Origin of the sequence: Arenibacter sp. F26102, from assembly GCF_023015865.1 — a bacterium.
In the GTDB taxonomy this organism is placed as follows: Bacteria; Bacteroidota; Bacteroidia; order Flavobacteriales; family Flavobacteriaceae; genus Arenibacter.
On the sequence record NZ_JALKBC010000015.1, the window covers coordinates 13,302 to 35,076 of the forward strand.

At 39.8% G+C, this 21,775-nt stretch carries 14 protein-coding genes and 1 pseudogene; 11 read left to right on the forward strand and 4 right to left on the reverse strand.

The annotated features are described in order from the left end of the window. Positions 1-165 precede the first annotated feature (165 nt). From MWU78_RS17850 to acs, 10 genes are all read left to right on the forward strand, one after another. A complete protein-coding gene (locus tag MWU78_RS17850) occupies positions 166-3,141 on the forward strand; it encodes a SusC/RagA family TonB-linked outer membrane protein (protein WP_247000269.1) in 2,976 nt (991 codons plus the stop codon). Between the two features lie 16 nt (positions 3,142-3,157). After that, positions 3,158-4,501, forward strand: coding sequence for a RagB/SusD family nutrient uptake outer membrane protein (locus MWU78_RS17855; protein ID WP_247000270.1), 1,344 nt, complete (start codon positions 3,158-3,160; stop codon positions 4,499-4,501). Between the two features lie 79 nt (positions 4,502-4,580). After that, on the forward strand, positions 4,581-6,092 hold the full coding sequence (locus MWU78_RS17860) for a family 10 glycosylhydrolase (RefSeq protein ID WP_247000271.1): 1,512 nt from the start codon (positions 4,581-4,583) through the stop codon (positions 6,090-6,092). 73 nt (positions 6,093-6,165) lie between these two features. Then, positions 6,166-7,440, forward strand: a complete 1,275-nt coding sequence (locus MWU78_RS17865; RefSeq protein WP_247000272.1) for an MFS transporter — start codon at positions 6,166-6,168, stop codon at positions 7,438-7,440. Continuing rightward, on the forward strand, positions 7,430-8,995 hold the full coding sequence (locus MWU78_RS17870) for a glycoside hydrolase family 3 protein (protein WP_247000273.1): 1,566 nt from the start codon (positions 7,430-7,432) through the stop codon (positions 8,993-8,995). The genes MWU78_RS17865 and MWU78_RS17870 overlap by 11 nt, the downstream gene beginning before the upstream one ends. A 5-nt stretch (positions 8,996-9,000) precedes the next feature. Next, a complete protein-coding gene (locus MWU78_RS17875; RefSeq protein WP_247000274.1) occupies positions 9,001-9,663 on the forward strand; it encodes a class I SAM-dependent methyltransferase in 663 nt (220 codons plus the stop codon). Positions 9,664-9,705: 42 nt separating this feature from the next. Further along, on the forward strand, positions 9,706-10,782 hold the full coding sequence (locus MWU78_RS17880) for an anhydro-N-acetylmuramic acid kinase (protein ID WP_247000275.1): 1,077 nt from the start codon (positions 9,706-9,708) through the stop codon (positions 10,780-10,782). A gap of 81 nt (positions 10,783-10,863) precedes the next feature. Next, positions 10,864-11,124 carry a DUF4212 domain-containing protein gene (locus MWU78_RS17885; protein WP_187585355.1) on the forward strand — a complete coding sequence of 87 codons (261 nt, stop codon included), beginning with the start codon at positions 10,864-10,866 and terminating at the stop codon, positions 11,122-11,124. A 106-nt stretch (positions 11,125-11,230) separates the two neighbouring features. After that, complete coding sequence (locus tag MWU78_RS17890) at positions 11,231-12,928, forward strand: sodium:solute symporter family protein (RefSeq protein ID WP_247000276.1); 1,698 nt, start codon at positions 11,231-11,233, stop codon at positions 12,926-12,928. A 198-nt stretch (positions 12,929-13,126) separates the two neighbouring features. Beyond that, a complete protein-coding gene (gene acs, locus MWU78_RS17895; RefSeq protein WP_247000277.1) occupies positions 13,127-15,034 on the forward strand; it encodes an acetate--CoA ligase in 1,908 nt (635 codons plus the stop codon). Between the two features lie 411 nt (positions 15,035-15,445). Here acs and MWU78_RS17900 read toward each other — a convergent pair whose 3' ends face one another. Together MWU78_RS17900 and MWU78_RS17905 are read right to left on the reverse strand one after the other, a co-directional pair. Beyond that, positions 15,446-15,862, reverse strand: a complete 417-nt coding sequence (locus MWU78_RS17900) for a response regulator (protein WP_281503868.1) — start codon at positions 15,860-15,862, stop codon at positions 15,446-15,448. Positions 15,863-15,869: 7 nt separating this feature from the next. Next, positions 15,870-18,512, reverse strand: a complete 2,643-nt coding sequence (locus MWU78_RS17905; RefSeq protein WP_247000278.1) for a PAS domain S-box protein — start codon at positions 18,510-18,512, stop codon at positions 15,870-15,872. A 479-nt stretch (positions 18,513-18,991) separates the two neighbouring features. Between MWU78_RS17905 and MWU78_RS17910 the strand changes: the two are divergent. Next, positions 18,992-20,293: pseudogene (locus MWU78_RS17910) on the forward strand (APC family permease). 58 nt (positions 20,294-20,351) lie between these two features. Here the strand turns inward: MWU78_RS17910 and MWU78_RS17915 are convergent. Then, entirely contained in the window at positions 20,352-20,588 is a 237-nt protein-coding gene (locus MWU78_RS17915; protein ID WP_247000279.1) for a hypothetical protein, read from the reverse strand. Positions 20,589-21,149: 561 nt separating this feature from the next. Further along, positions 21,150-21,386 (reverse strand): hypothetical protein, encoded by a 237-nt coding sequence (locus MWU78_RS17920; RefSeq protein WP_247000280.1) that lies wholly within the window; start codon positions 21,384-21,386, stop codon positions 21,150-21,152. Positions 21,387-21,775: the final 389 nt, after the last annotated feature.

Consider the following 21,775-nt stretch of genomic DNA (forward strand, 5'->3'; position numbering starts at 1 on the left):
CACTATCAGCAAAATACTGCAAATACGCTGTATGCAGCTAATAATTATTTTTATTATCGCAATATATTGCAAAAAACAGCAACAATTGCAGTTTTTTGCATATTTTTGAAATTATCAATTATTCTATTTATAACTTAAATTACTAAAAATTAACTCCAAAAGTCGATGAAAAAATTTCAAACAATTAGGGGAAAATTACCAAGCCAATTATTTTTTTGGCTTTTGTTGGTAATGAGTACGACCGTATTTGGGCAGCAATCCCCAATTACAATTAGTGGAAACATTACAGAAACGGGATCTGGAATACCAATAGCTGGTGCTTCGGTATTTATTGAAAACACCTCATTCGGAGCGGTTTCAGATTTCGATGGCAATTACAGCTTTAAGGCGACTCTAGAAAACAAGGATTATGTTTTGATCGCCAGCTATCTTGGGTTTAGCACTCGAAAAACTACTATAAGCGGTTCAACTGGAGATATAAGGAAGGATATTCTTTTAGCGGAAGACCTTCTGAGCTTGGACGAAGTAGTAGTAACAGGTACAGGTTCCGGAGCGAATAAAAGGTCACTGGGAAATGCCATATCCTCTGTAAAATCGGAAGATTTGACAAATAACGGTGCTACGCAAGTGGACCAAGCCATTGCCGGTAAAGTTTCCGGTGCCTTGGTTCAACAGAATTCGGGGGATCCTGCAGGAGGTATCAGCATTAGACTTAGAGGGCCTAGTACCATTGCCGGTAGTTCTGACCCACTTTATATCGTGGACGGTATTATCATCAGCAACTCTAGTAATGAACTAATAGATTTAGGAGGAAATTCCCAGAATAGATTGGCCGATCTTAACCCTAATGATATTGAAAAAATAGAAATTATCAAGGGCGCAGCTGCAGCAGCAATATACGGGTCAAGAGCGAGTAACGGGGTCGTTCAAATTTTCACTAAAAAAGGAAAAAGCGGAGAACCCAAGTTTACTTTTATGACCAACATCAAGCTTAACGAACTTAGAAAAAAAATCGATTACAATACAGTTCCCTTAGCCTGGGAAGTTGCTACCGACAGAAACAATTTGGCTACGGTTGCCGTGGAGCGCTATGATTTACAAGATGTCATATTCGACTCCGGTTTTGGATTGGAGAATTACTTTTCTGTAAATGGAGGAACCGAAAAAACCTCATATTTTCTTTCGGCCTCACATTTGGACAATGAGGGAATTGTAAATAATACGGACTTTAAACGATACGGATTTAAAGCCAACATCACTCAAAAGGCATTTGATTGGTTGGATATCACTGGAGGATTCAACTATGTAAGAAGTATCAGCAACGATGTTCCCAATGGAGGAATCAATTCAGCTTATGGGGCAATTACAGGGTTTTTGTTCAGTGATAACTCTATAGACCCAACCCCTGATGCATCAGGAGTTTATCCTGTAACTTCGCCTTTGGTGGCTAGAACAAACCCGTTGGAAGCTGTAGACAGATTTGATTTTGGACAAAAGACAAATCGCTTCATCACTAGCATTGCCTTGGATGGTAAGTTTAACGAACACCTTTCCGCAAAATACACTTTAGGAATGGATTACTACAACCAATCTGCATTTGCATTTATCCCTATCAACAACACCTCAACGTTACCTGATGGATTTGCCAGAAGATCGGATTTAAACAGTTTTCAGTACAATAGCGACCTAAATGTAACTTACAGGACCGATATTTCGGAAAGCGTAAACTCCATTACAACTGCTGGTGGTTCGTGGCAATATGAAGAAAGGGACAGAGTTGGCATCAGCGCAACCGGACTTCCTCCCGTAGTACAGACTGCAACCGGAGGTAGTCTATTGGAACAAGGTGAATCAAGATCTCAAATTTCCTATTGGGGCGCCTTTCTTCAACAGTCTTTTTCCTTTATGGACAAAATTTATATAAACGGGGCTGTAAGAATGGACGGGGCATCAACCTTTGGTAAGGATGAACGCAATCAGCTTTATTTCAAGGCAAGTGCTTCCTACGTTTTGTCAGATGAGGAATTTTGGAAGGATACTTTTTCCGACTCCTTTAACTCCTTCAAGTTAAGGACCTCATGGGGACAGGCCGGAAACCTTACCGCATTGGGAGCATTTGATAGATTTTCGGTATACAACCCATCAGCTATAGGTGGCGCGGTAAGCCTTATACCTTCTACCGCTCAAGGAAACGAAAACTTGAAACCTGAAAGACAGGATGAAATTGAATTAGGTTTTGACGCCGGTTTTCTTAACAATAGATTGGGCTTGGAATTCTCCTATTACCATCAAAAAGTAACGGATCTTTTGCTGCCAAGGGTACTTGCACCATCAAGTGGATATAGCTCAAGATTTGAAAACGTTGGTAACCTTGAGAACAAAGGTGTTGAATTTCTACTAAGGGCCGCCCCAGTGAAAAACGAAAATTTTACATGGGACGTAACAGCTTCATTCTCTAAAAATAAAAATGAAGTTACCAATGTAGCCGGAGGTGGACGACTAACCCTAGATGGAAGTTTCTCGACCAATTATGTTATTGAAGGTGAGCCTTTAGGTGTTTTTTACAGACAATTTTATGCAAGAAACGAGGATGGCACTATTGCTTTGGATGCAGATGGATACCCGTTTAGAGGTACTACGGAAGATGGCGAATCTTCAAAAGTACTTGGAGACCCAAATCCAGATTGGTTTGGCTCCCTGATCAATGAAATCTCCTATAAGGATTTTTCTTTAAGAGTACAGTTTGATGCCGTACAAGGTTATGAAGTGTTCAACTGGAACCGTAGATTATTGGATAACGTATTATTTGGGGGTGGTTATAATGTAGGTCAAGAATTGTTGGGCAATCTCCCCAAAGGTTATGGTGGTGCACAAGCCAATATCTTTGAAGAATTTGTAGAAGACGGATCTTTCGTTAAGTTAAGGGAAGTAGGTCTTAGCTATAACCTGACCCCAAAATGGGATTTCATAGACAATATAGAATTGAGCTTGGTAGGTAGAAACCTAGCTTCATGGGACAATTACTCAGGATGGGATCCTGAAGTAAGTGCCGCCGGACAGAGCAACGGAGTTAGAGGATTTGATTTCGCCACAGTTCCTATCCCAAAAACTTATCAATTTGGAGTAAATGTTAGTTTCTAAACTTAAAAAAACAACGATGAAAAAATATATAAATTTTAAAATAAAGACTATTGCATTACTGATGACAGTGGTTGCAGTATCATCTTGCGAAACGGATTTTGATAACCCTAACGCCGCAACGGACGATCAGGTTTTTTCTTCTAGGGAAGGTATTCTGGCAGCTACCATAGGAATGCAACAATTGTATTCAACAACAGGTTTAAGGTGGATCGTGGAAACACCCGCGGTCACCACAAGGGAGGCAGGTATAACTACTACCTTTCAGAATATGATCGACCTTGAAGATGGTGGGGACATTCCAAATTCTACCTCCAATATAGTTGGGCTTTGGTCTACCATGCTTCGAGTTATGTCAATATCCGAAGATATCGCCAAAAACGCACCTAATTTGAATATAGACGAAGGCACCAAAAGTGGCTTGGTAGCTTACGCCAATTTGTTCAAGGCAATGGCGATAGGTAGCATGGCTCAAAATTACGAGCAAGCTATTGTTGACATTAGTCAAGATGGGAATGCATCATTCGTATCCAGGACAGAGGCCTTCAATACCGCAGTTACCCTAATCAATGAAGCTCAGAACTTAATTTCGTCCAACCCAATATCCGATGAGTTTAGTTCGGAGATATTGAGAGGAAATATAGATTTGGAAAATACCCTTCAAGCAATGTCTGCAAGGTATAATCTATTTGCAGGGAATTATGATGCCGCAATAACGGCTGCCACTTCAGTAGATCTATCTGCTACATCGGTCTTTACATATGATTCCCAAAATCTAAATCCAGTATGGAGCAGAGTTTTTCAAAACGGTGTTCCCAATTTTAAACCAAGGGATAATTTTGGACTGCCCAATTCCTTTACAATTGACCCTGCCGACGGGCGAGTAGATTTCTATTTGGTTCCCTTGGATGAACTGAACATAAATCAGTTGCCTATTGAAGACCTGGCTGGATTCTTTGACGAAGAAAGTGGTACAGAATCCATCCCAGTGTACCTTACAGACGAGATGAACCTGATTATTGCAGAGGCCAATCTTAGAAAAAATTCGGCTGATATTTCTGCAGCCGTAACAGCCATAAATAATGTTAGAACAGACAATGATGATGTCTTTGGCGTAAATGCCAATATTTCTGCGTATGCTGGTGATTTGTCTGTTGATGCCCTATTGGACGAGGTATACCTTAACCGCAGGTTAGAGTTGTTCTTAACTGGAACTAGCCTGGAGGACAGCAGAAGGTTTGGACGTCCCGAACCCAGCACAAGTGCCAAGGTCTTTACTGATGAAAGGAATAGGAACTTCTATCCTTACCCCAACACGGAAAGGGACAACAACAGCAATACCCCTGCCGACCCATCAATTTAGAGGAAATATTGTTATAGTTTACAAAAGGCCTACATTTATCATTAAATGCTAGGCCTTTTGTTTAAATACTCGATTGAATATGCTTAAAAGAATTGCCTTTTTACTCATTTTAACACTTACCTCATGTTCCGTGTTCAAATCGTCCACACCAACACCTAAACATGAATTTAGAGGGGTTTGGATAGCTACCGTGGTCAATATAGACTGGCCAAAAAATAGTCTTGACAGCATTGAAAAACAAAAACAGGACTATCTAAGAATTTTGGATTTTTACAGTAATTTAAATTTTAACGCTGTAATTGTTCAGATCAGAGCTGCAGGGGATGCCTTTTATCCTTCGCAATATGCGCCATGGTCGCGTTTCCTTACAGGCAACGAGGGTGTAGCCCCCAAACCTTATTACGACCCTTTACAATGGATGATAGAGCAAGCCCATTCCAGAGGAATGGAATTCCACGCATGGCTTAATCCCTACAGAGCCACTTTTGACCAAAATTTGGAAATTTTAAGTAAAGACCATGACTATAACTTACATCCCGACTGGATGTTGAAATACGGAAAAAAATATTACTACAACCCTGGCTTGCCAGAAGTGCAAAAGCATTTGACCAATATCATAGGGGAAGTCGTCGCCAACTACGATGTAGACGCCATTCATTTTGACGATTATTTTTACCCTTATAAGATTGCCAACGAAGTTTTTGAAGATTCCATCTCCTATGCTAAACATTCCCTACCTCAACAATCATTAGAGGACTGGCGCAGGAGCAATATAGACAGTCTCGTAAAGAATGTACATGAAACCATTAAAAGCAAAAAGGCTTGGGTACAACTAGGTATTAGTCCCTTTGGAGTGTGGAAAAACAGCTCAACGGACCCACGTGGATCGGACACCAAAGCGGGCCAGACTACTTATGAAGATCTATATGCCGACCCATTGTTATGGATGGAAAAAGGTTGGATCGATTATTTGGTTCCCCAAGTTTATTGGAGCATGGATCTGCCGGTGGCATCCCATCGGAAGATAGTGGACTGGTGGTCCAAAAATAGCGAGAATACCAACCTATATATTGGCAATGGACCGTACAAAATAAGAAATAATAGTGACAAAGCTTGGGACAATAAAAAGGAACTTCCAGAACAATTAAAATTCGCAAGGGAAGATAAAATTGTGATGGGCAATGTATTTTTTAGTGCCAAATCCCTGATGTCCGACAAGGAGGATGTATTAAAAATATTAAGAAAAAAATACTACCATAAATTGGCCCTACCCCCTATTTCGCCTCTCCATAAAAACACCTTTGGCAACCTAAAAATACCTACCCAGTTCGAAAAAAAAAATGGGACTATAAAATTTAAAATCATACTAGATCAAGAAATAAATTTAAGATACGCTTTGGTGTATGTTGCCAAAAAAGAATCCAAATTGAATCTGGATAACACCGATCAATTGGTGGCAAAAATACCACTAACTGACACGGAAAATTTTGATTTCAACACCTCGCTACTACAAGGAAAAAAACATATAGCTTTAACATTTATAAATAATTTTGGGCAGGAAAGTAAACCTGAAATTATCAGAATAAATTAGTGGATAAAGACATTTTTCTTTCTCCATTTTTAAGAAAACAACGATCAATATTTAAACAACAAAATTGAATAAAATGATTCAAAAAGATAAGGGGGCATGGGCATGGGTTCCTGTTTTATACTTTACACAAGGCATTCCTTACGTACTTGTAGTAACTGTTTCGGTGATAATGTATAAAAAACTGGGTATCAGTAATTCAGATATAGGTTTATACACAAGCTGGTTATACCTTCCATGGGTTCTAAAACCCTTATGGAGTCCGTTTGTGGATTTAAACGGCACCAAAAGAAATTGGTTTTTATACATGCAATTAATTATTTCGTTGGCCATTTTAGGTGTGGGTCTAACCTTGCCCACCACCGTTTTTTTCACAACAACTTTGGCGTGTTTTTGGATGGCGGCATTTGCTTCCGCAACCAACGATATTGCCTCTGACGGATATTATATGTTGGGACTTACCGAGAAAAAACAAGCCTTCTTCGTAGGTATGCGAAGTACCTTCTATCGCCTGGCCATGATCACAGGTCAGGGACTCATTGTTATCCTGGCCGGATTCTTGGAAAACTATTACGGGGACAACACCAAGGCTTGGTCCGTTACCATGATAGCCGCCGCAATTTTAATGTTGACATTGACCATATCGAACTTTTTTGTTACACCAAAATATGAAACTTCCGAAGCCATTGTTCAAGAAAAACCAGAGGGATTTTTGGAGGTCTTTATTTCATTTTTTAAGAAACCCAATATTGGAATCGCTCTGGCATTTATTTTGAGTTACCGCTTAGGAGAATCCCAGTTGGTGAAAATGGCAGCTCCCTTTTTGTTGGACAAAACCTCAGCCGGCGGATTGGAATATTCCACCGAGGCAGTTGGGACCATTTATGGAACGGTCGGAGTTATTATGTTGTCCTTGGGAGGTATCCTCGGAGGGATCTTGATTTCCAAAGATGGTCTAAAAAAATGGATGCTGCCCATGGTCCTTTCATTAAATGTGCCCAATGCCATGTACGCAATTCTTGCACTGACCAAAACTACAAGTATCGTAGCCGTGGTTGCGACAGTAGTACTGGAACAGTTTGGCTATGGCTTTGGATTTGCTGCCTTTTTAATCTTCCTTATCTATATTGCAGAGGGAATATCAAAAACCTCGCATTACGCTATTGCAACAGGTTTTATGGCCTTGGGTATGATGCTGCCCGGAATGATCAGTGGCTATATTCAGGAATGGCTTGGATATGGAGGTTTTTTTGTTTGGGTGGTTATCGCTGCCTTACCGGCCCTTTTCCTTTTAAGATTTATTAAATACCCAGCCGATTACGGCAAAAAAACGAATACCGATGTCATTTAATATAAATTCATACAACACGGCCACAAAAAATTTATCTCTCAAGGAAAAGCTTGGCCAATTATTTATGCCTGCTGCCTTCATCAATGATAGTGAAGAAGAGATACGGGAATTGGAAAACCTCATTGCCAAACAACATGTGGGCGGACTCTGTTTTTTTCATAGCAGAGCCAGTGCTGCCACCAATTTTGAGGGCAAAAAGCAAATTGTATATAACGAGCAAAGCCTTTCCACCCTCAAAACCCTTATACAACGCTATCAAAAGGCAGCAAAATATCCATTGCTAATCAGTATAGATGCCGAATGGGGCTTGGCCATGCGCATAGAAAATACACCCCAATATCCCTATGCTTTAACGCTAGGGGCCATTCAAGATAATGAGGACTTAATTTTTCAGGTGGGTCAACAAATTGCCCGTGACTGCAGGCAAGCCGGTATACATTGGAATTTGGCGCCCGTGGTAGACATCAACAACAATCCCAAAAATCCTGTAATTGGATACCGATCCTTTGGAGATGACAAATTAAACGTTACCAAAAAAGCAATTGCCTTTATCAAGGGTACGGAAAGTGAAGGAATTTTAAGTTGTATCAAGCATTTTCCAGGGCATGGGGATACCGCAACTGATTCCCACCTTGGCTTGCCGGTAATTGAAAAGTCCAAGGAGGTCCTAATGGAAAACGAACTATATACATTTAGAGAAATCATAAAACAAGGAGTGGACAGTATAATGGTAGGACATTTGTCTATTCCCGCTTTGGATAACGGAGAGGGCGTTCCAGCCACCATTTCCAAAAAGATAATTAAAGGACTACTGCGCCAGGAGCTAGATTTTAATGGTGTGGTTATCTCAGATGCTTTAAACATGCATAGCGTTAGTAAAATGTTTCCCACAAAAGGGGAACTCGAATGGCGGGCTTTTGATGCCGGCAACGATATACTTTGTTTTGCAGAACACACCGCAGAAGGCATAGAAGCAATCTTGAGCAATGCAGATCCTCTTGACATCGAAGAACGATTTAAACGGATATGGAAATTAAAGGAACAAGCCTTTGCCTACCTTTCCCTACCAAGCACAAACCATGAGAAAACCTCCATATTAAACAAACATTTGGCCAAGGAAAGCCTTACTTTATTTACGGGCAGCAGAAACATCATTAAAGAATTTAGGCAAGAGGGCTTCACTTGTATTTCACTAGGGGAGTCGCCCAATATAAACTTTATGACAGCCGCCTCAAAAATTGCAAATGAAAGAACGCAAAACAAGGATAATGTATTAATTGCGCTATATCCCCCAAAAGTAAAACCTCAAAATAATTTTGATCTAAAAATCGAGGAACTGGAACAGTTGGAAGCCTTACTAAATACCAAGAAGGTTATTCTATACGTTTTTGGAAATCCTTATGTGCTCAATCTCATAAATCACAAAGCAGCCAAAGCTGTAGTATTGGGATATCAAAATTTTTCGGAATTTCAGAATATTGCCTTTGCGCATTTCATGGGGAAGCAAAAAGCCAAGGGGTGCTTAGCTGTTTCCATCAACCTTAAGAAGAAGTAATGGATATGGAAAAAAACATAATCGATTCCTGGAATAAAAATGCCAATGAGTGGATAAGGGTAATTGACAATGCCGATATCGAGTCTAGAAAATTTACAGATAAGGCCATATTGAATGTTATAGGAAATTCTCCTGCAATCAAAATTTTGGATGTGGGCTGTGGTGAAGGTTGGCTCACTAGAAGCCTGATTGGGATGGGGAAATACGTAGTAGGATTGGATGCCATTCCCCAATTACTGGACAACGCAAAAAATAAGGGGGCCGGCACTTTTTATCAAATGTCTTACAAGGATATTGAATTAGGAAATCCCGTTCCGGATGCTCCTTATGATGCAGTTGTTTTTAACTTTTGCATATATCAAAGAGAAGGATTAAGCCAGCTGTTAAAGCAGATAAAAAATGTGCTCTCGGAAAATGGATATATCGCCATACAGACCCTTCATCCTTTTTTCTTGACCCAAAATAACTTGGATTACAAAAGCCAATGGATCAACGATTCCTGGAACGGACTTCCCGGCAATTTCACGGACGGCCATCCCTGGTACGCGCGTACCTTTGAATCATGGATGTCCGTATTTAAAAAAGCTGGACTTCAATTGCATCATTTCCAAGAAGTCACCAATGATTACAAAAAACCCGTTTCGGCAATTTTTATACTCTCGGAATAAAAATGCCACAGCCATGAACTGTAACAATATTATAAGAAAAAGATGAAAATATATAAAGTCATAGGATTAATGTCCGGAACCTCCTTGGACGGATTGGACCTGGCTTATTGCCATATATGGGAGACCTCCAAAGCTTGGGATTTTGAAATTAAACAGACACATAGTATTTCGTATGACCAGGAGATGCAAGAAAAGCTCAAAAAATCAATTTTCTTGCCTGCAGACGAACTATTACAATTCCATAATTCCTATGGCACTTGGCTGGGCACACAAACCAAAGATTTTATTAAAACCCACCACTTGGTAGTCGATTTTATTGCCAGCCATGGTCATACCACCCACCACCAGCCACAAAAAGGACTTACCTTTCAAATAGGTTCTGGTCAACACCTGGCAAACGAAAGTGCCACGAAGGTTATCTGCGACTTCCGTACCAACGATGTTGCCTTGGGAGGACAAGGAGCACCTTTGGTGCCCATTGGCGATCAACTCTTTTTTGGGCAGTACGACTTTTGTCTCAATCTTGGCGGAATAAGCAATATATCTTTTGAGAAAAATGGAAATAGACTAGCTTACGACATAGGACTGGCCAATATGATTCTCAACCATATCACTCAAAAGATAAAACTCAATTATGACAAGGGAGGTTCCCTGGCACGAACGGGAAAAATAAATCAATTAATGCTGGACCGACTAAACGACTTGGAATTCTATAAATTGCCATTTCCAAAATCTATAGGTTTTGAATGGTTTGTGGAGGAAGTTGCACCTATTGTTGAGACCACTTCAGATACTATTGAGAATTTACTACACACGGCCATTCATCATATTTGCGATCAGATAACCCTACAAGTAAAAACTCAGAAGAATAAAACAAATGGAAGCATATTTGTTACCGGCGGAGGTGCTTTAAACACTTTCCTTATGGACTGCCTGCAAGAAAAACTCGGTACGGAAACAAAAGTTGTCTCACCTTCCAAAACCTTGATCGAGTTTAAGGAAGCTCTCGTATTTGCCCTAATGGGCGTATTGCGGGAGGAACAAAAAAACAATTGCCTAAGTTCTGTAACTGGAGCAAAACGGGATTCTTATGGCGGCGTGGTTTATTTACCAAGTTAAAAACATATCGTTTGGTATATTAATTCAAATACTTATCTTGGTTGCCTAATCGATCTACCAACGCTAAACAAAAGGGTGAAAATGAGTGAAAAACAAAAAAAGGCCACTGCCTATTGGAAGGAAAATGTACGCTATTTATTTATTCTTTTATTCATTTGGTTTGCCGTTTCCTTTGGAGCTGGCATTCTCTTTAAAGACGCTTTGAATACCATTAAAATTGGTGGTTTCAAACTGGGATTTTGGTTTGCCCAACAAGGCTCCATATATGTTTTCGTAGTCTTAATTTTTGTTTACGTTCGTCTTATGAACAAGTTGGACAAAAAGTATGGTTACAACGAATAACTTCATTGATCGCTCCAAAACTTCTATTAAATACAGAAAGGAATTTGGGTCTACCACCAAATTACCTAATAATACAATCCGCAATATCAACCAAATACCTTAAAATATGAGTGTTCAAGTCTGGACGTACCTTCTTGTAGGAATTACCTTTACCCTTTATATCGGAATTGCAATCTGGTCCAGAGCCGGATCAACAAAAGAATTTTATGTTGCCGGCGGAGGCGTGTCGCCCTTGGCCAACGGAATGGCAACGGCAGCCGATTGGATGTCCGCTGCCAGCTTTATTTCCATGGCCGGGATTATTGCCTTTGCAGGTTATGACGGATCTGTTTATCTAATGGGCTGGACCGGAGGATACGTGCTGTTGGCATTGCTCCTTGCCCCCTATTTGCGAAAATTTGGTAAGTTTACCGTACCCGATTTTATTGGCGACCGCTATTATTCAAATACCGCTCGTATCGTGGCAGTTTTTTGTGCTTTAATCGTTTCTTTTACTTATGTCGCCGGACAAATGCGAGGTGTGGGGGTCGTCTTCTCCAGGTTTTTACAGGTTGATATCAACACCGGGGTAATCATAGGAATGGTCATAGTGCTTTTTTATGCCGTTTTAGGTGGTATGAAAGGAATTACCTATACCCAAGTAGCACAATACTGTGTACTTATATTTGCCTTTATGGTCCCGGCCATTTTTATATCCTTTCAAATGACAGGAAACCCCATACCCCAACTGGGAATGGGATCTACCCTAAACGATGGTTCCGGAACCTTTTTAATGGACCGATTGAACGGATTGTCCACTGAGTTGGGTTTTGCCGAATATACCGATGGCACTAAATCGGTCATCGATGTCTTCGCCATTACCTTGGCCCTAATGGTTGGAACAGCAGGATTGCCCCATGTTATTGTTCGGTTCTTTACCGTTAAAAGAGTTAAGGATGCTCGTAAATCTGCAGGACTGGCATTGTTGCTCATTGCAATCTTATACACTACCGCCCCTGCCGTTTCCGTTTTTGCCAAAATTAATTTAATAAATACGGTGAGCAATAAGGAATACAGCCTTATGCCCGTTTGGTTTAAAAACTGGGAGGAAACTGGTTTACTACAATTTGATGACAAAAACAATGATGGCATCATTCAATTTGTAGCCGATAAGGACAAAAACGAATTAATGGTTGATAACGATATTGTGGTCATAGCCAATCCAGAGATTGCCAACCTTCCGGCCTGGGTAATTGCCTTGGTCGCTGCAGGGGCCTTGGCCGCGGCATTGAGTACCGCTGCAGGACTATTATTGGTAATTTCCGCTTCAGTCTCCCATGATCTGATCAAGAAGGTGTTTAAACCCAGTATCTCGGAAAAAGGTGAGCTTTGGGCAGCAAGGGGCGCAGCCACTGTGGCTGTAGTTATTGCTGGATATTTTGGAATTCACCCCCCTGGATTTGTCGCTGCTGTAGTTGCCCTCGCTTTTGGACTTGCTGCAGCATCATTCTTCCCAGCAATTGTGCTTGGAATTTTTTACAAAAAAATGAACAAGGAAGGTGCCATCGGCGGTATGATAGTCGGAATTAGTCTAATGTTATTCTACATGGCCAAATTTAAATTGGGCTGGCTAGGAGAAATTCCCGACAAGTCCGAATGGTGGTTCGGAATATCACCCGAGGGCTTTGGGACCGTTGCCATGATTGTAAACTTTGCAGTTGCCCTGGTCATCAATAGATTTACACCTGAACCTCCTGAGGAAGTACAGGAAATAGTGGAGAACATAAGGATTCCCAGTGGTGCAGGAGAGGCTGTAGACCACTAATCCAATAGTTTATCCTTAAGGTTGGCGGTTTAAGAAAAGTGATTGGTCACTTAGTGCATGTAAAGGAACAAACCGCCTACCTTCTTGCTAAGGTTTTAACACATTCTCATAAAATTGGCATTTCGATATTAAATTCATATTAGGAAACCTTCCTTTTATGGATGATTTATATAAATTTATAGAAATTTTAAAAACACGATGAGCAATTATCACATTAAGCATTTAGAAGAGTACTATCAGGTTTATCGAAAATCTGTTCGCGAACCAGAAAATTTCTGGGGAGAAGTAGCTGAAGAACATTTTTTATGGAGAAAAAAATGGGACAACGTTCTAAGTTGGGATTTCGAAAAACCTGAAATAAAATGGTTCGAAGGGGCACAATTAAATATTACCGAAAACTGTATAGATAGGCACCTACTTGCCAGGGGAGAAAAAACGGCCATTATTTTTGAGCCCAATAATCCAGAGGAGGAAGCCCAGCATATTACGTATCGTCAGCTACACGAGCGAGTATGTCAACTAGCCAATGTTTTAAAGGATCAAGGTGTTAAAAAGGGGGATCGGGTTTGCATCTACCTTCCCATGATCCCGGAATTGTCCATTGCCCTCTTGGCCTGTGCCAGGATAGGGGCGATACATTCCGTGGTGTTCGCAGGATTTTCATCAACTGCCCTGGCTACCCGTATCAATGACAGTGATTGTAAATTGCTAATAACCTCCGATGGGTCCTATAGGGGTTCCAAATCCATTGACCTGAAAGGAATTGTAGACGAAAGTTTGGAAGATTGCCCAGGAGTTAAAACAGTGTTGGTCGTAAAACGTACCAACGCAAAAATAAATATGAAGGAAGGGCGTGACCAATGGCTACAGCCCTTACTGGAAAATGCCTATTTGGATTGTGTCCCGGAAATTATGAACGCGGAGGATCCTTTGTTCATTTTGTATACCTCCGGCTCTACTGGTAAGCCCAAGGGAATGGTACATACCACCGCCGGCTATTTGGTGTACACCGCCTATACCTTTAAAAATGTCTTTCAATATACAGAAAACGATGTCTATTGGTGTACCGCGGATATAGGCTGGGTAACCGGCCACAGTTATATTGTTTACGGGCCCTTGGCCAATGGCGCAACGACCCTAATGTTCGAAGGGGTACCCAGCTATCCTGATTTCGGAAGGTTTTGGGAAATCGTGGAAAAACACAAAGTAAATCAGTTTTATACCGCTCCTACCGCTATTCGTGCCCTTGCAAAGCAGAATATTGCATTTGCCGAAAACCACGACCTGTCCTCATTAAAAGTATTGGGCTCCGTAGGGGAACCTATTAACGAAGAGGCTTGGCATTGGTACAATGATGTTATTGGAAAAAAGAATAGTCCTATTGTGGATACGTGGTGGCAAACAGAAACAGGAGGCATTATGATAACGCCCATTCCTTATGTAACGCCCACCAAACCCACCTATGCCACCCTACCCTTTATAGGAGTACAACCGGCATTGATGGACGAACAGGGCAAGGAACTAAAGGGCAACCAAGTAGAAGGTAGACTATGTATTAAGTTCCCTTGGCCAGGAATGGCAAGGACCATTTGGGGCGATCATGCTAGGTATAAGGACACCTATTTCTCGGCCTTTCCCAACAAATACTTTTCCGGGGACGGTGCCCTAAGGGACGAAGTAGGTTACTATAGAATTACCGGTCGTGTAGATGACGTAATCATCGTGTCTGGCCACAACTTGGGTACGGCCCCAATAGAGGATGCCATAAACGAACACCCAGCAGTAGCGGAATCGGCCATTGTAGGCTTCCCACACGATATTAAGGGCAATGCACTTTACGGCTATGTAATACTCAAGGAGACCGGGGAATCGCGTAACCACGATAATTTAAGGAACGAAATTAACCAGATCATCACAGAGCACATTGGCCCAATAGCCAAACTGGATAAGATTCAGTTTACCTCTGGCCTTCCAAAGACACGTTCCGGCAAGATCATGAGGCGTATCCTGCGCAAAATTGCCAGCAGGGACATGAACAATTTAGGAGATACCAGTACACTACTAAACCCTGAGGTAGTAGAAGAAATTAAGGACAACGTACTTTAATTTATTTTGTGGGGCATTGCCACTTTATGGAAAAATATAAAGTGGCCGTGCTTTCCGCTATATCTTTTTTATGCCCAAAAATTTATAACTGTTTTTTAATACTTTCCCATCGGCCTAAAAAAGGATGCCGCTGCAATCACTAATGCGGGTTGTTCCAATAGACCCCTATCCCCTATTTAGATCGTCCTATTGTATATTCTTATTCGAAAATGGCTCTTCAAGAAAATGTAAAAAGTCCATGTGCTATTACCTAGTGGGAATAAAGTGCACCGATTAATAAATTCCATTAATATCGGAATCGGCAAGCGCTTAATTTCTAGGGATTAACAACCTTATAATTTCCAGAGGAAGATCAAATTACTTCCCTTAAAAATATTATGGGTACTCAAAAAACGAAATAGTTTAATCGTACTATAAACTGCCGTTACTGTCCAATTCCTGAATAATAGTCGTTAACTGATCGTGGGTAATTGGCTTCACAATATAATCGGTGATTTCGCTTATTTTCTTTGCCCTATCAATATCCACAGGGTCTACAGATGAGGAGACCATATATATCGTTATTTTCTTTCCCAGCTTTGGCTTTATCTTTACATATTCCTCCATAAATTGAAATCCGTCCATAATAGGCATATCTATGTCCAAAAAAATCACATCTGGAAGTTCCTTATCATTGTGTAGATTATCCAACATAAAATCCAATGCCTCTTCACCATCCGAAAAGACCATGATCTTATCGGTCAAATTAAGTAATTTCATGGTCTTGACCATTGTAAATTGATATATATCGTCATCATCAACAATACAAACATTTAAAGAACTTCGCATTTACTATCTAATTAAAATTAATATTAAATGTGGTGCCCACATTTACTTCACTTTCAGCCGAAATAGACCCGCCATACGCTTCTACTTGGGTTTTGGTCAGGAACAAACCTATTCCCCTGGCATCGGGATGCCTGTGAAAGACCTTGTTCAAACCAAATAATTTATGGCCATGCCTTTTTAAATTTATTCCCTGCCCATTATCAGTAACCTTCAAGAATTTTTTACCATTTTCAATTCCAGATGAAACATATATTTCAGGTACTCTATCCGCACTCCTGTATTTTAGGGCATTTCCAACCAAGTTAAGAAAAATACTTTCTAAATAAATTTTATTGTAATCAATATCCGGTAATTTTGAAAAATCGCTTTTAATTACGGCTCCAGTACTCATAATTTCACCAGAAAGTATTTCCTGTGTTTTAACCATCACCAAATTAAATTCAATTTTATCTAGATTATCCCCATTATTCTCTTTCCTTATGCTTAAAGCCTCTACCAAGGTACTTAGCGTTAACGTAAGATGATTGACAACTCTTTCCAATTTTTGGAACAGATCAGCGCGCTCCTCCTCACTTTGGGCAAGTTTATAAAACCCCAAAAGTGAATTCAGGTTGCTCACCGGAGCTCTTAAATTGTGCGAGGTTATCTGGGTAAAATCTGCCAGCTTGGTGTTCTGGGCCACTAATTTATTTGCAAAGACCTCTAACTCTTCCTTGGCCTTCAGTATTTTTCCCTCTGCTATTTTTTGGGAAGTAATATCCCTTATAGCCGCAGAGACCAATACACCTTCTTCAGTTTTAAGGGGACTTAGACTTATTTGTATAGGGATTAATTTACCTTTTTTATTAATGGCGAATAATTCTCTTCCCTCCCCCATATGCCGTGTTTTGGGGTTGGCAAAGAAACCTGACCTATGGCCGGGATGTTTGGCACTATAAGCTTCAGGAATAAGAATTTCTACGGATTTACCTTTCAGTTCCTTGGCACTGTATCCGAACAATTTTTCCGCCTGTTTGTTAATCATATTAATTTTTCCAGCTTCATTGACTATCACCATGGCATCTGGAGCCGATTCCAACAGTCCTCGAAATTTTATTTCCTCCAGCCGCTGTTCCGTTACATCCTGACATGTGCCCACCAACTCAATTACCTCTCCTGCGTCATTGGTCATAATTTCTGCCAATAGCTGAATATTCTTTACCGTTCCATCCCTTAACTTGATTCGATGCAATAAATCCGGGAATTTTTTTTCCTCCAAAGAAATTTGCACATGATTTGTCACCATTTCCTTGTCCTCCGGATGCACAAATGAAAAATAGGTATCATAAGTCAAACGAGTCTCTTCATCAACATTAAAAATCTTATATAAATTGGAAGACCATGTCACCTCATTCGTAATCGTATTCCATTGCCAGTTCCCGATCATGGACAGACGCTCGGCAAAATTAAGGACTTGATTTTTTCGCAATAGCTCGATCTCCGCATTTTTAATGGCAGTAATATCAGAGGCTACAGTTAAAGATCCGACTATCTCCCCTTCAGCATTTATAATGGCCGATATAGTAACCTGCACCGTGATTTTAGTACCATCTTTCTTTATATAGGTCCATTCCCTAACATCAAATTCGTTATTTTCCGCCAACCCCTTTAAGGGATCCTTTCCATATTTTTGGGACAAATCCCTCCTAAACCTTTCCACCCCCTCCATTGTCGCAAATACACTAGGTATTTGTGTACCAATAATTTCAGAAGCCGAATAACCCAATAAATACTCAGCTCCATGGTTGAAATGATTTATAATCCCTTTATCGTCCGTCGTGATTATGGCAACTGATTTGGAATTGAATATTGCCCTTAATTCGGCATTGGCCTTGTTGAGTGCCATTTCAGAACGTTTTCTCTCATTTATATCCTGAAATATACCATAAAGCCTAACGCATTTTCCGTCCTCAAATTCGCCATTGCCAACAGACCTCACCCAAATGGAGTTTCCTTTGGCGGTCACAAGTTCTACTTCTACATCGTAGGGATCTCCACACGAAATTACCTTTTCTACCGACTTCCGCATTAAATCCCGACTTTCGCCTTCCATATAAAAGTTTATGGCAGTGTCCAAACTTGGTTGAAAACTCTCCGCCACCTCATGTATTTCACATACCGCCGGACTCCAATAAATCCCATTTCTTTTCAAGTCTACCTCCCATATACCTAAACGCGCTACCTCGCTGGTTTTATCCAATATCTCCAACATTCGGTTCCTCTCCTTTTCCCTTTCCTTCTGAGGCGTTATATCTCCGGTATGCATTAGCAAACCTCCTATCTTTCCTTCCGAAACATACCAGGGACGAACATCCCAATAGATCCATTGTATTGTTCCATCTGCACGCTTAAATGGTGCCTCCTCACAAATATCAACGGCGCCGTTAAGACATTTTTGATGATTGGCTTTCCAATCTTCACCTATTTCAGGGAATAGATCATAATGCGACTCGCCAATTATTTCCTTGCCTTCCATTTTATAATCCGTAATCCAACGTTGGGATACTGCTATATATCGCATGTCCTTGTCCAACATTGCAATGGCAGTGGGTGCTTGCTCAATAAAGATTTTATTATACTGTTCACGTAGTTCAGAATCCTTTGTAGACATATTCAACTCCCTAAGATTTACGGAAAATTCCTAATATTAATATTTTATGGTCCTAGTATATAAACTTCACCGGTACCAACGATTACATTCCCTAACAATTAAAGGCCCAAATAGTGGTGTATGACCATAAATTTCACGCACTTGATTCAAAAATTCAGGTGCATGTGTTAAATTTAGTATATTTTTCCTACATAAGACCAAGACAGCCAACCTTAACCAGCATTACGATTTTTAGGAGATTATCTAAAAAGCGAAAGGATTCCTAAGTCCATTTCCGTAAATAGGATAAAATTAAAAGGTAATCACCAGCAAAAGGGAGCAATCAATCAATTCCATAATTGATGGTATACCAAGAATAAATCAATATTTTGGGACACTCAATTAACCCTAGAATTTATTAAAATCGAAATCATTATATTAGCTCTTCCCCCCTTATTTTTTAAAGCTTTAAACATACCTCCAATAAAACCGATCCACCAATGCAAGAAACCAATGAACATTTAAAAAGGGAGGTCGGTGTTTGGGGTTTAAGTGCCAACTTGGTCAATATTATGATCGGCGCCGGCATCTTTGCCTTACCTGCCATTGTTGCTGCCGGACTGGGTACATCCAGTATTTATGCCTATTTATTCTGTGGCCTGTTAATTACTTTGGTAATGCTCTGTTTTGCTGAAATAGGCAGTAAAGTAACTACTTCAGGTGGAGCCTACACCTATATTGAATCTTCTTTTGGACCCTATTTTGGTTTTCTTACGGTAATTCTTTTTGTTCTTTCTGCCTTATCTGCAGACGGGGCTGTTGCCAATGCATTGGTAGATGTATTGGGTTCTATTTTTCCTTTTTTTAAATCTGATTATGCTAGGACATCCGTTTTCGTTATCCTATTCGCCGGACTGGGATATATTAACGTTAGAGGAATTAAGGAGGGAATGGTTTTAGTAAAAACAATTACCCTCACCAAACTTATTCCCCTTCTATTGCTGGTGTTTTTTTCTTGGGGACATGTTTCATTTGACAACCTTATAATCAATTCTACCCCAACAATTTCAGAAGTTGGTGCTATTTCCCTTATTCTGTTTTTTGCATTTCAGGGTGCCTAGACCGGATTATCTATAAGTGGCGAGGTTAAAAGACCCAATAGAACAATTCCAAGAGCAATATTTATAAGTATCATTGGAGTTTTAATCCTTTATATTCTTATTCAAACAGTATCACAGGGTGTACTAGGGGCTTCCCTCTCCACCTATACTGAAAATCCCTTAAGCATGGTAGCCCAACAGGTCTTTGGCCCCATTGGTTTTACCATAATCACGATCGGTGCAGCCATTTCTATGCTAGGAAATTTAAGCAGCGAAATATTGAGTGTGCCACGTGTACTTTTTAGGGCCTCAAAAGACAATGTACTTCCCCTTAGACCACTCTCAAAAATCCATGATGCATTCTCCACTCCCTATATTGCTATAATTACATATGCCACAATAGGATTTTTATTGGCTACCCTAGGAGGATTTGAACAATTGGCCGTTATTTCAAGTGCTTCAATATTACTGGTCTACCTAGGGGTATCCCTATCGGTAATAAGTTCAAGAAGAAAATTGGGCAAAACTACCCAACACGAATTTAGGATACCTGGAGGTTACCTGGTGCCCATACTGTCCGTAATTATTATTGTTTGGCTACTATCCAACCTTGAACGCAAAGAGGTTATTGGATTTGGGGTTTATATTGCTATACTGACTTTGATATATTTCCTTAAGAACAAATTTTTAAAAAGAAAGTAGGGGTGTCTATATACCTAAAAGTTAATAATAGAAATTTTAAATTTAATGGCCGATGTGATTAAGCCAATTTAGCTTTGTTCAATTTAGTAGCGAAAGACAATTCTTTTTTAACCCTAGAATTTTTGAACATGTACAAACGAGCTACTTTGTTTTCGTTTTTTACAGAAACTTCATTTTGGGTAGAGGTAACAATACTCATGGTAACAGTTTCAACTTTTACTTCTTGCTCAACATTGTTGGCCTGTGCAGCTACTCCGATAAAAAGAACAAAAATTAAAGTTAAAAGCGTTTTCATGTTGCGTTGTTTTGTTATGTAAATTTAACGCCACATGCACCTTGGCATAGGTCACAAATCGTTTAAACCCCCTTATTTTTCGGTATCTGACAAATCTCTCGTTAAAGTGCAGAAAATGCTCGGTGAATGAAAAGTGGGTCATGAATCGCTAATCGATGATATCGGTATTTAATCGGTAATTCTTACAGGATTACAGGTCGAAAAACCAATAACCCATCAAATTTTGTAGTAAAAAACTTATCAATAGTAGTTGCTTTGAGGTATGTTCTTCCCTTATTCCACATACTCATCATTCCTAGGACTCCCCTCTTCAATATCCAATACAACTATTAGGTCTAAATGAGTTGCGGAATTAAATATCCCAACTACCAAAGTATTTGTAAATCCATAGCAGAATAGGAAGGAACCTCATTTGGCAAATGAAGCAATTCAAATCATACTAAGATTTCCATTCTGTGGACACGAAAGGTTTTCACCAAACTATGTACTTCCAAAATGTAAATACATATAACACCAGAACTAATTGAAGAAAAAATAGTTCCTAAAAAGAAAACGATTTAATTAAGCCAATTTAGCTTTGTTCAATTTAGTAGAGAAAGACAATTCTTTTTTAACCCTAGAATTTTTGAACATGTACAAACGAGCTACTTTGTTTTCGTTTTTTACAGAAACTTCATTTTGGGTAGAAGTAACAATACTCATGGTAACAGTTTCAACTTTTACTTCTTGCTCAACATTGTTTGCCTGTGCAGCTACTCCGATAAAAAGAACAAAAATTAAAGTTAAAAGCGTTTTCATGTTGTGTTGTTTTCTTATGTAAATTTAACGCCACATGCACCTTGGCATAGGTCACAAATCGTTTAAACCCCCTTATTTTTCGGTATCTGACAAATCTCTCGTTAAAGTGCAGAAAATGCTCGGTGAATGAAATGTGGGTCCTGAATCGCTAATCGATGATATAGGTATTTAATCGGTAATTCTTACAGGTTTACAGGTCTAAAAACCTTTAACCAATCAAACTTTGTAGTAAAAACCCTATAAATAATAATTGCTTAGAGATATGTTCCCCGTTAATTTACATGGTCATCCGTGCCAAGACTCCCCACTTTAATAAAAAAGGGAATTAATTATGCCCAATTCAATGGGTTAATGTCTTTCAAAACATAATAAATGTTGCTAAATCTCAG

Coding starts and splice junctions, on each gene's coding strand:
- MWU78_RS17870 (WP_247000273.1), top strand. CDS start 7,430: ATGTCATTTAATATAAATTCATACAACACGGCCACAAAAAATTTATCT.
- MWU78_RS17850 (WP_247000269.1), top strand. CDS start 166: ATGAAAAAATTTCAAACAATTAGGGGAAAATTACCAAGCCAATTATTT.
- MWU78_RS17915 (WP_247000279.1), bottom strand. CDS start 20,588: ATGAAAACGCTTTTAACTTTAATTTTTGTTCTTTTTATCGGAGTAGCT.
- MWU78_RS17865 (WP_247000272.1), top strand. CDS start 6,166: ATGATTCAAAAAGATAAGGGGGCATGGGCATGGGTTCCTGTTTTATAC.
- MWU78_RS17885 (WP_187585355.1), top strand. CDS start 10,864: ATGAGTGAAAAACAAAAAAAGGCCACTGCCTATTGGAAGGAAAATGTA.
- MWU78_RS17880 (WP_247000275.1), top strand. CDS start 9,706: ATGAAAATATATAAAGTCATAGGATTAATGTCCGGAACCTCCTTGGAC.
- acs (WP_247000277.1), top strand. CDS start 13,127: ATGAGCAATTATCACATTAAGCATTTAGAAGAGTACTATCAGGTTTAT.
- MWU78_RS17860 (WP_247000271.1), top strand. CDS start 4,581: ATGCTTAAAAGAATTGCCTTTTTACTCATTTTAACACTTACCTCATGT.
- MWU78_RS17900 (WP_281503868.1), bottom strand. CDS start 15,862: ATGCGAAGTTCTTTAAATGTTTGTATTGTTGATGATGACGATATATAT.
- MWU78_RS17905 (WP_247000278.1), bottom strand. CDS start 18,512: ATGTCTACAAAGGATTCTGAACTACGTGAACAGTATAATAAAATCTTT.
- MWU78_RS17890 (WP_247000276.1), top strand. CDS start 11,231: ATGAGTGTTCAAGTCTGGACGTACCTTCTTGTAGGAATTACCTTTACC.
- MWU78_RS17855 (WP_247000270.1), top strand. CDS start 3,158: ATGAAAAAATATATAAATTTTAAAATAAAGACTATTGCATTACTGATG.
- MWU78_RS17920 (WP_247000280.1), bottom strand. CDS start 21,386: ATGAAAACGCTTTTAACTTTAATTTTTGTTCTTTTTATCGGAGTAGCT.
- MWU78_RS17875 (WP_247000274.1), top strand. CDS start 9,001: ATGGAAAAAAACATAATCGATTCCTGGAATAAAAATGCCAATGAGTGG.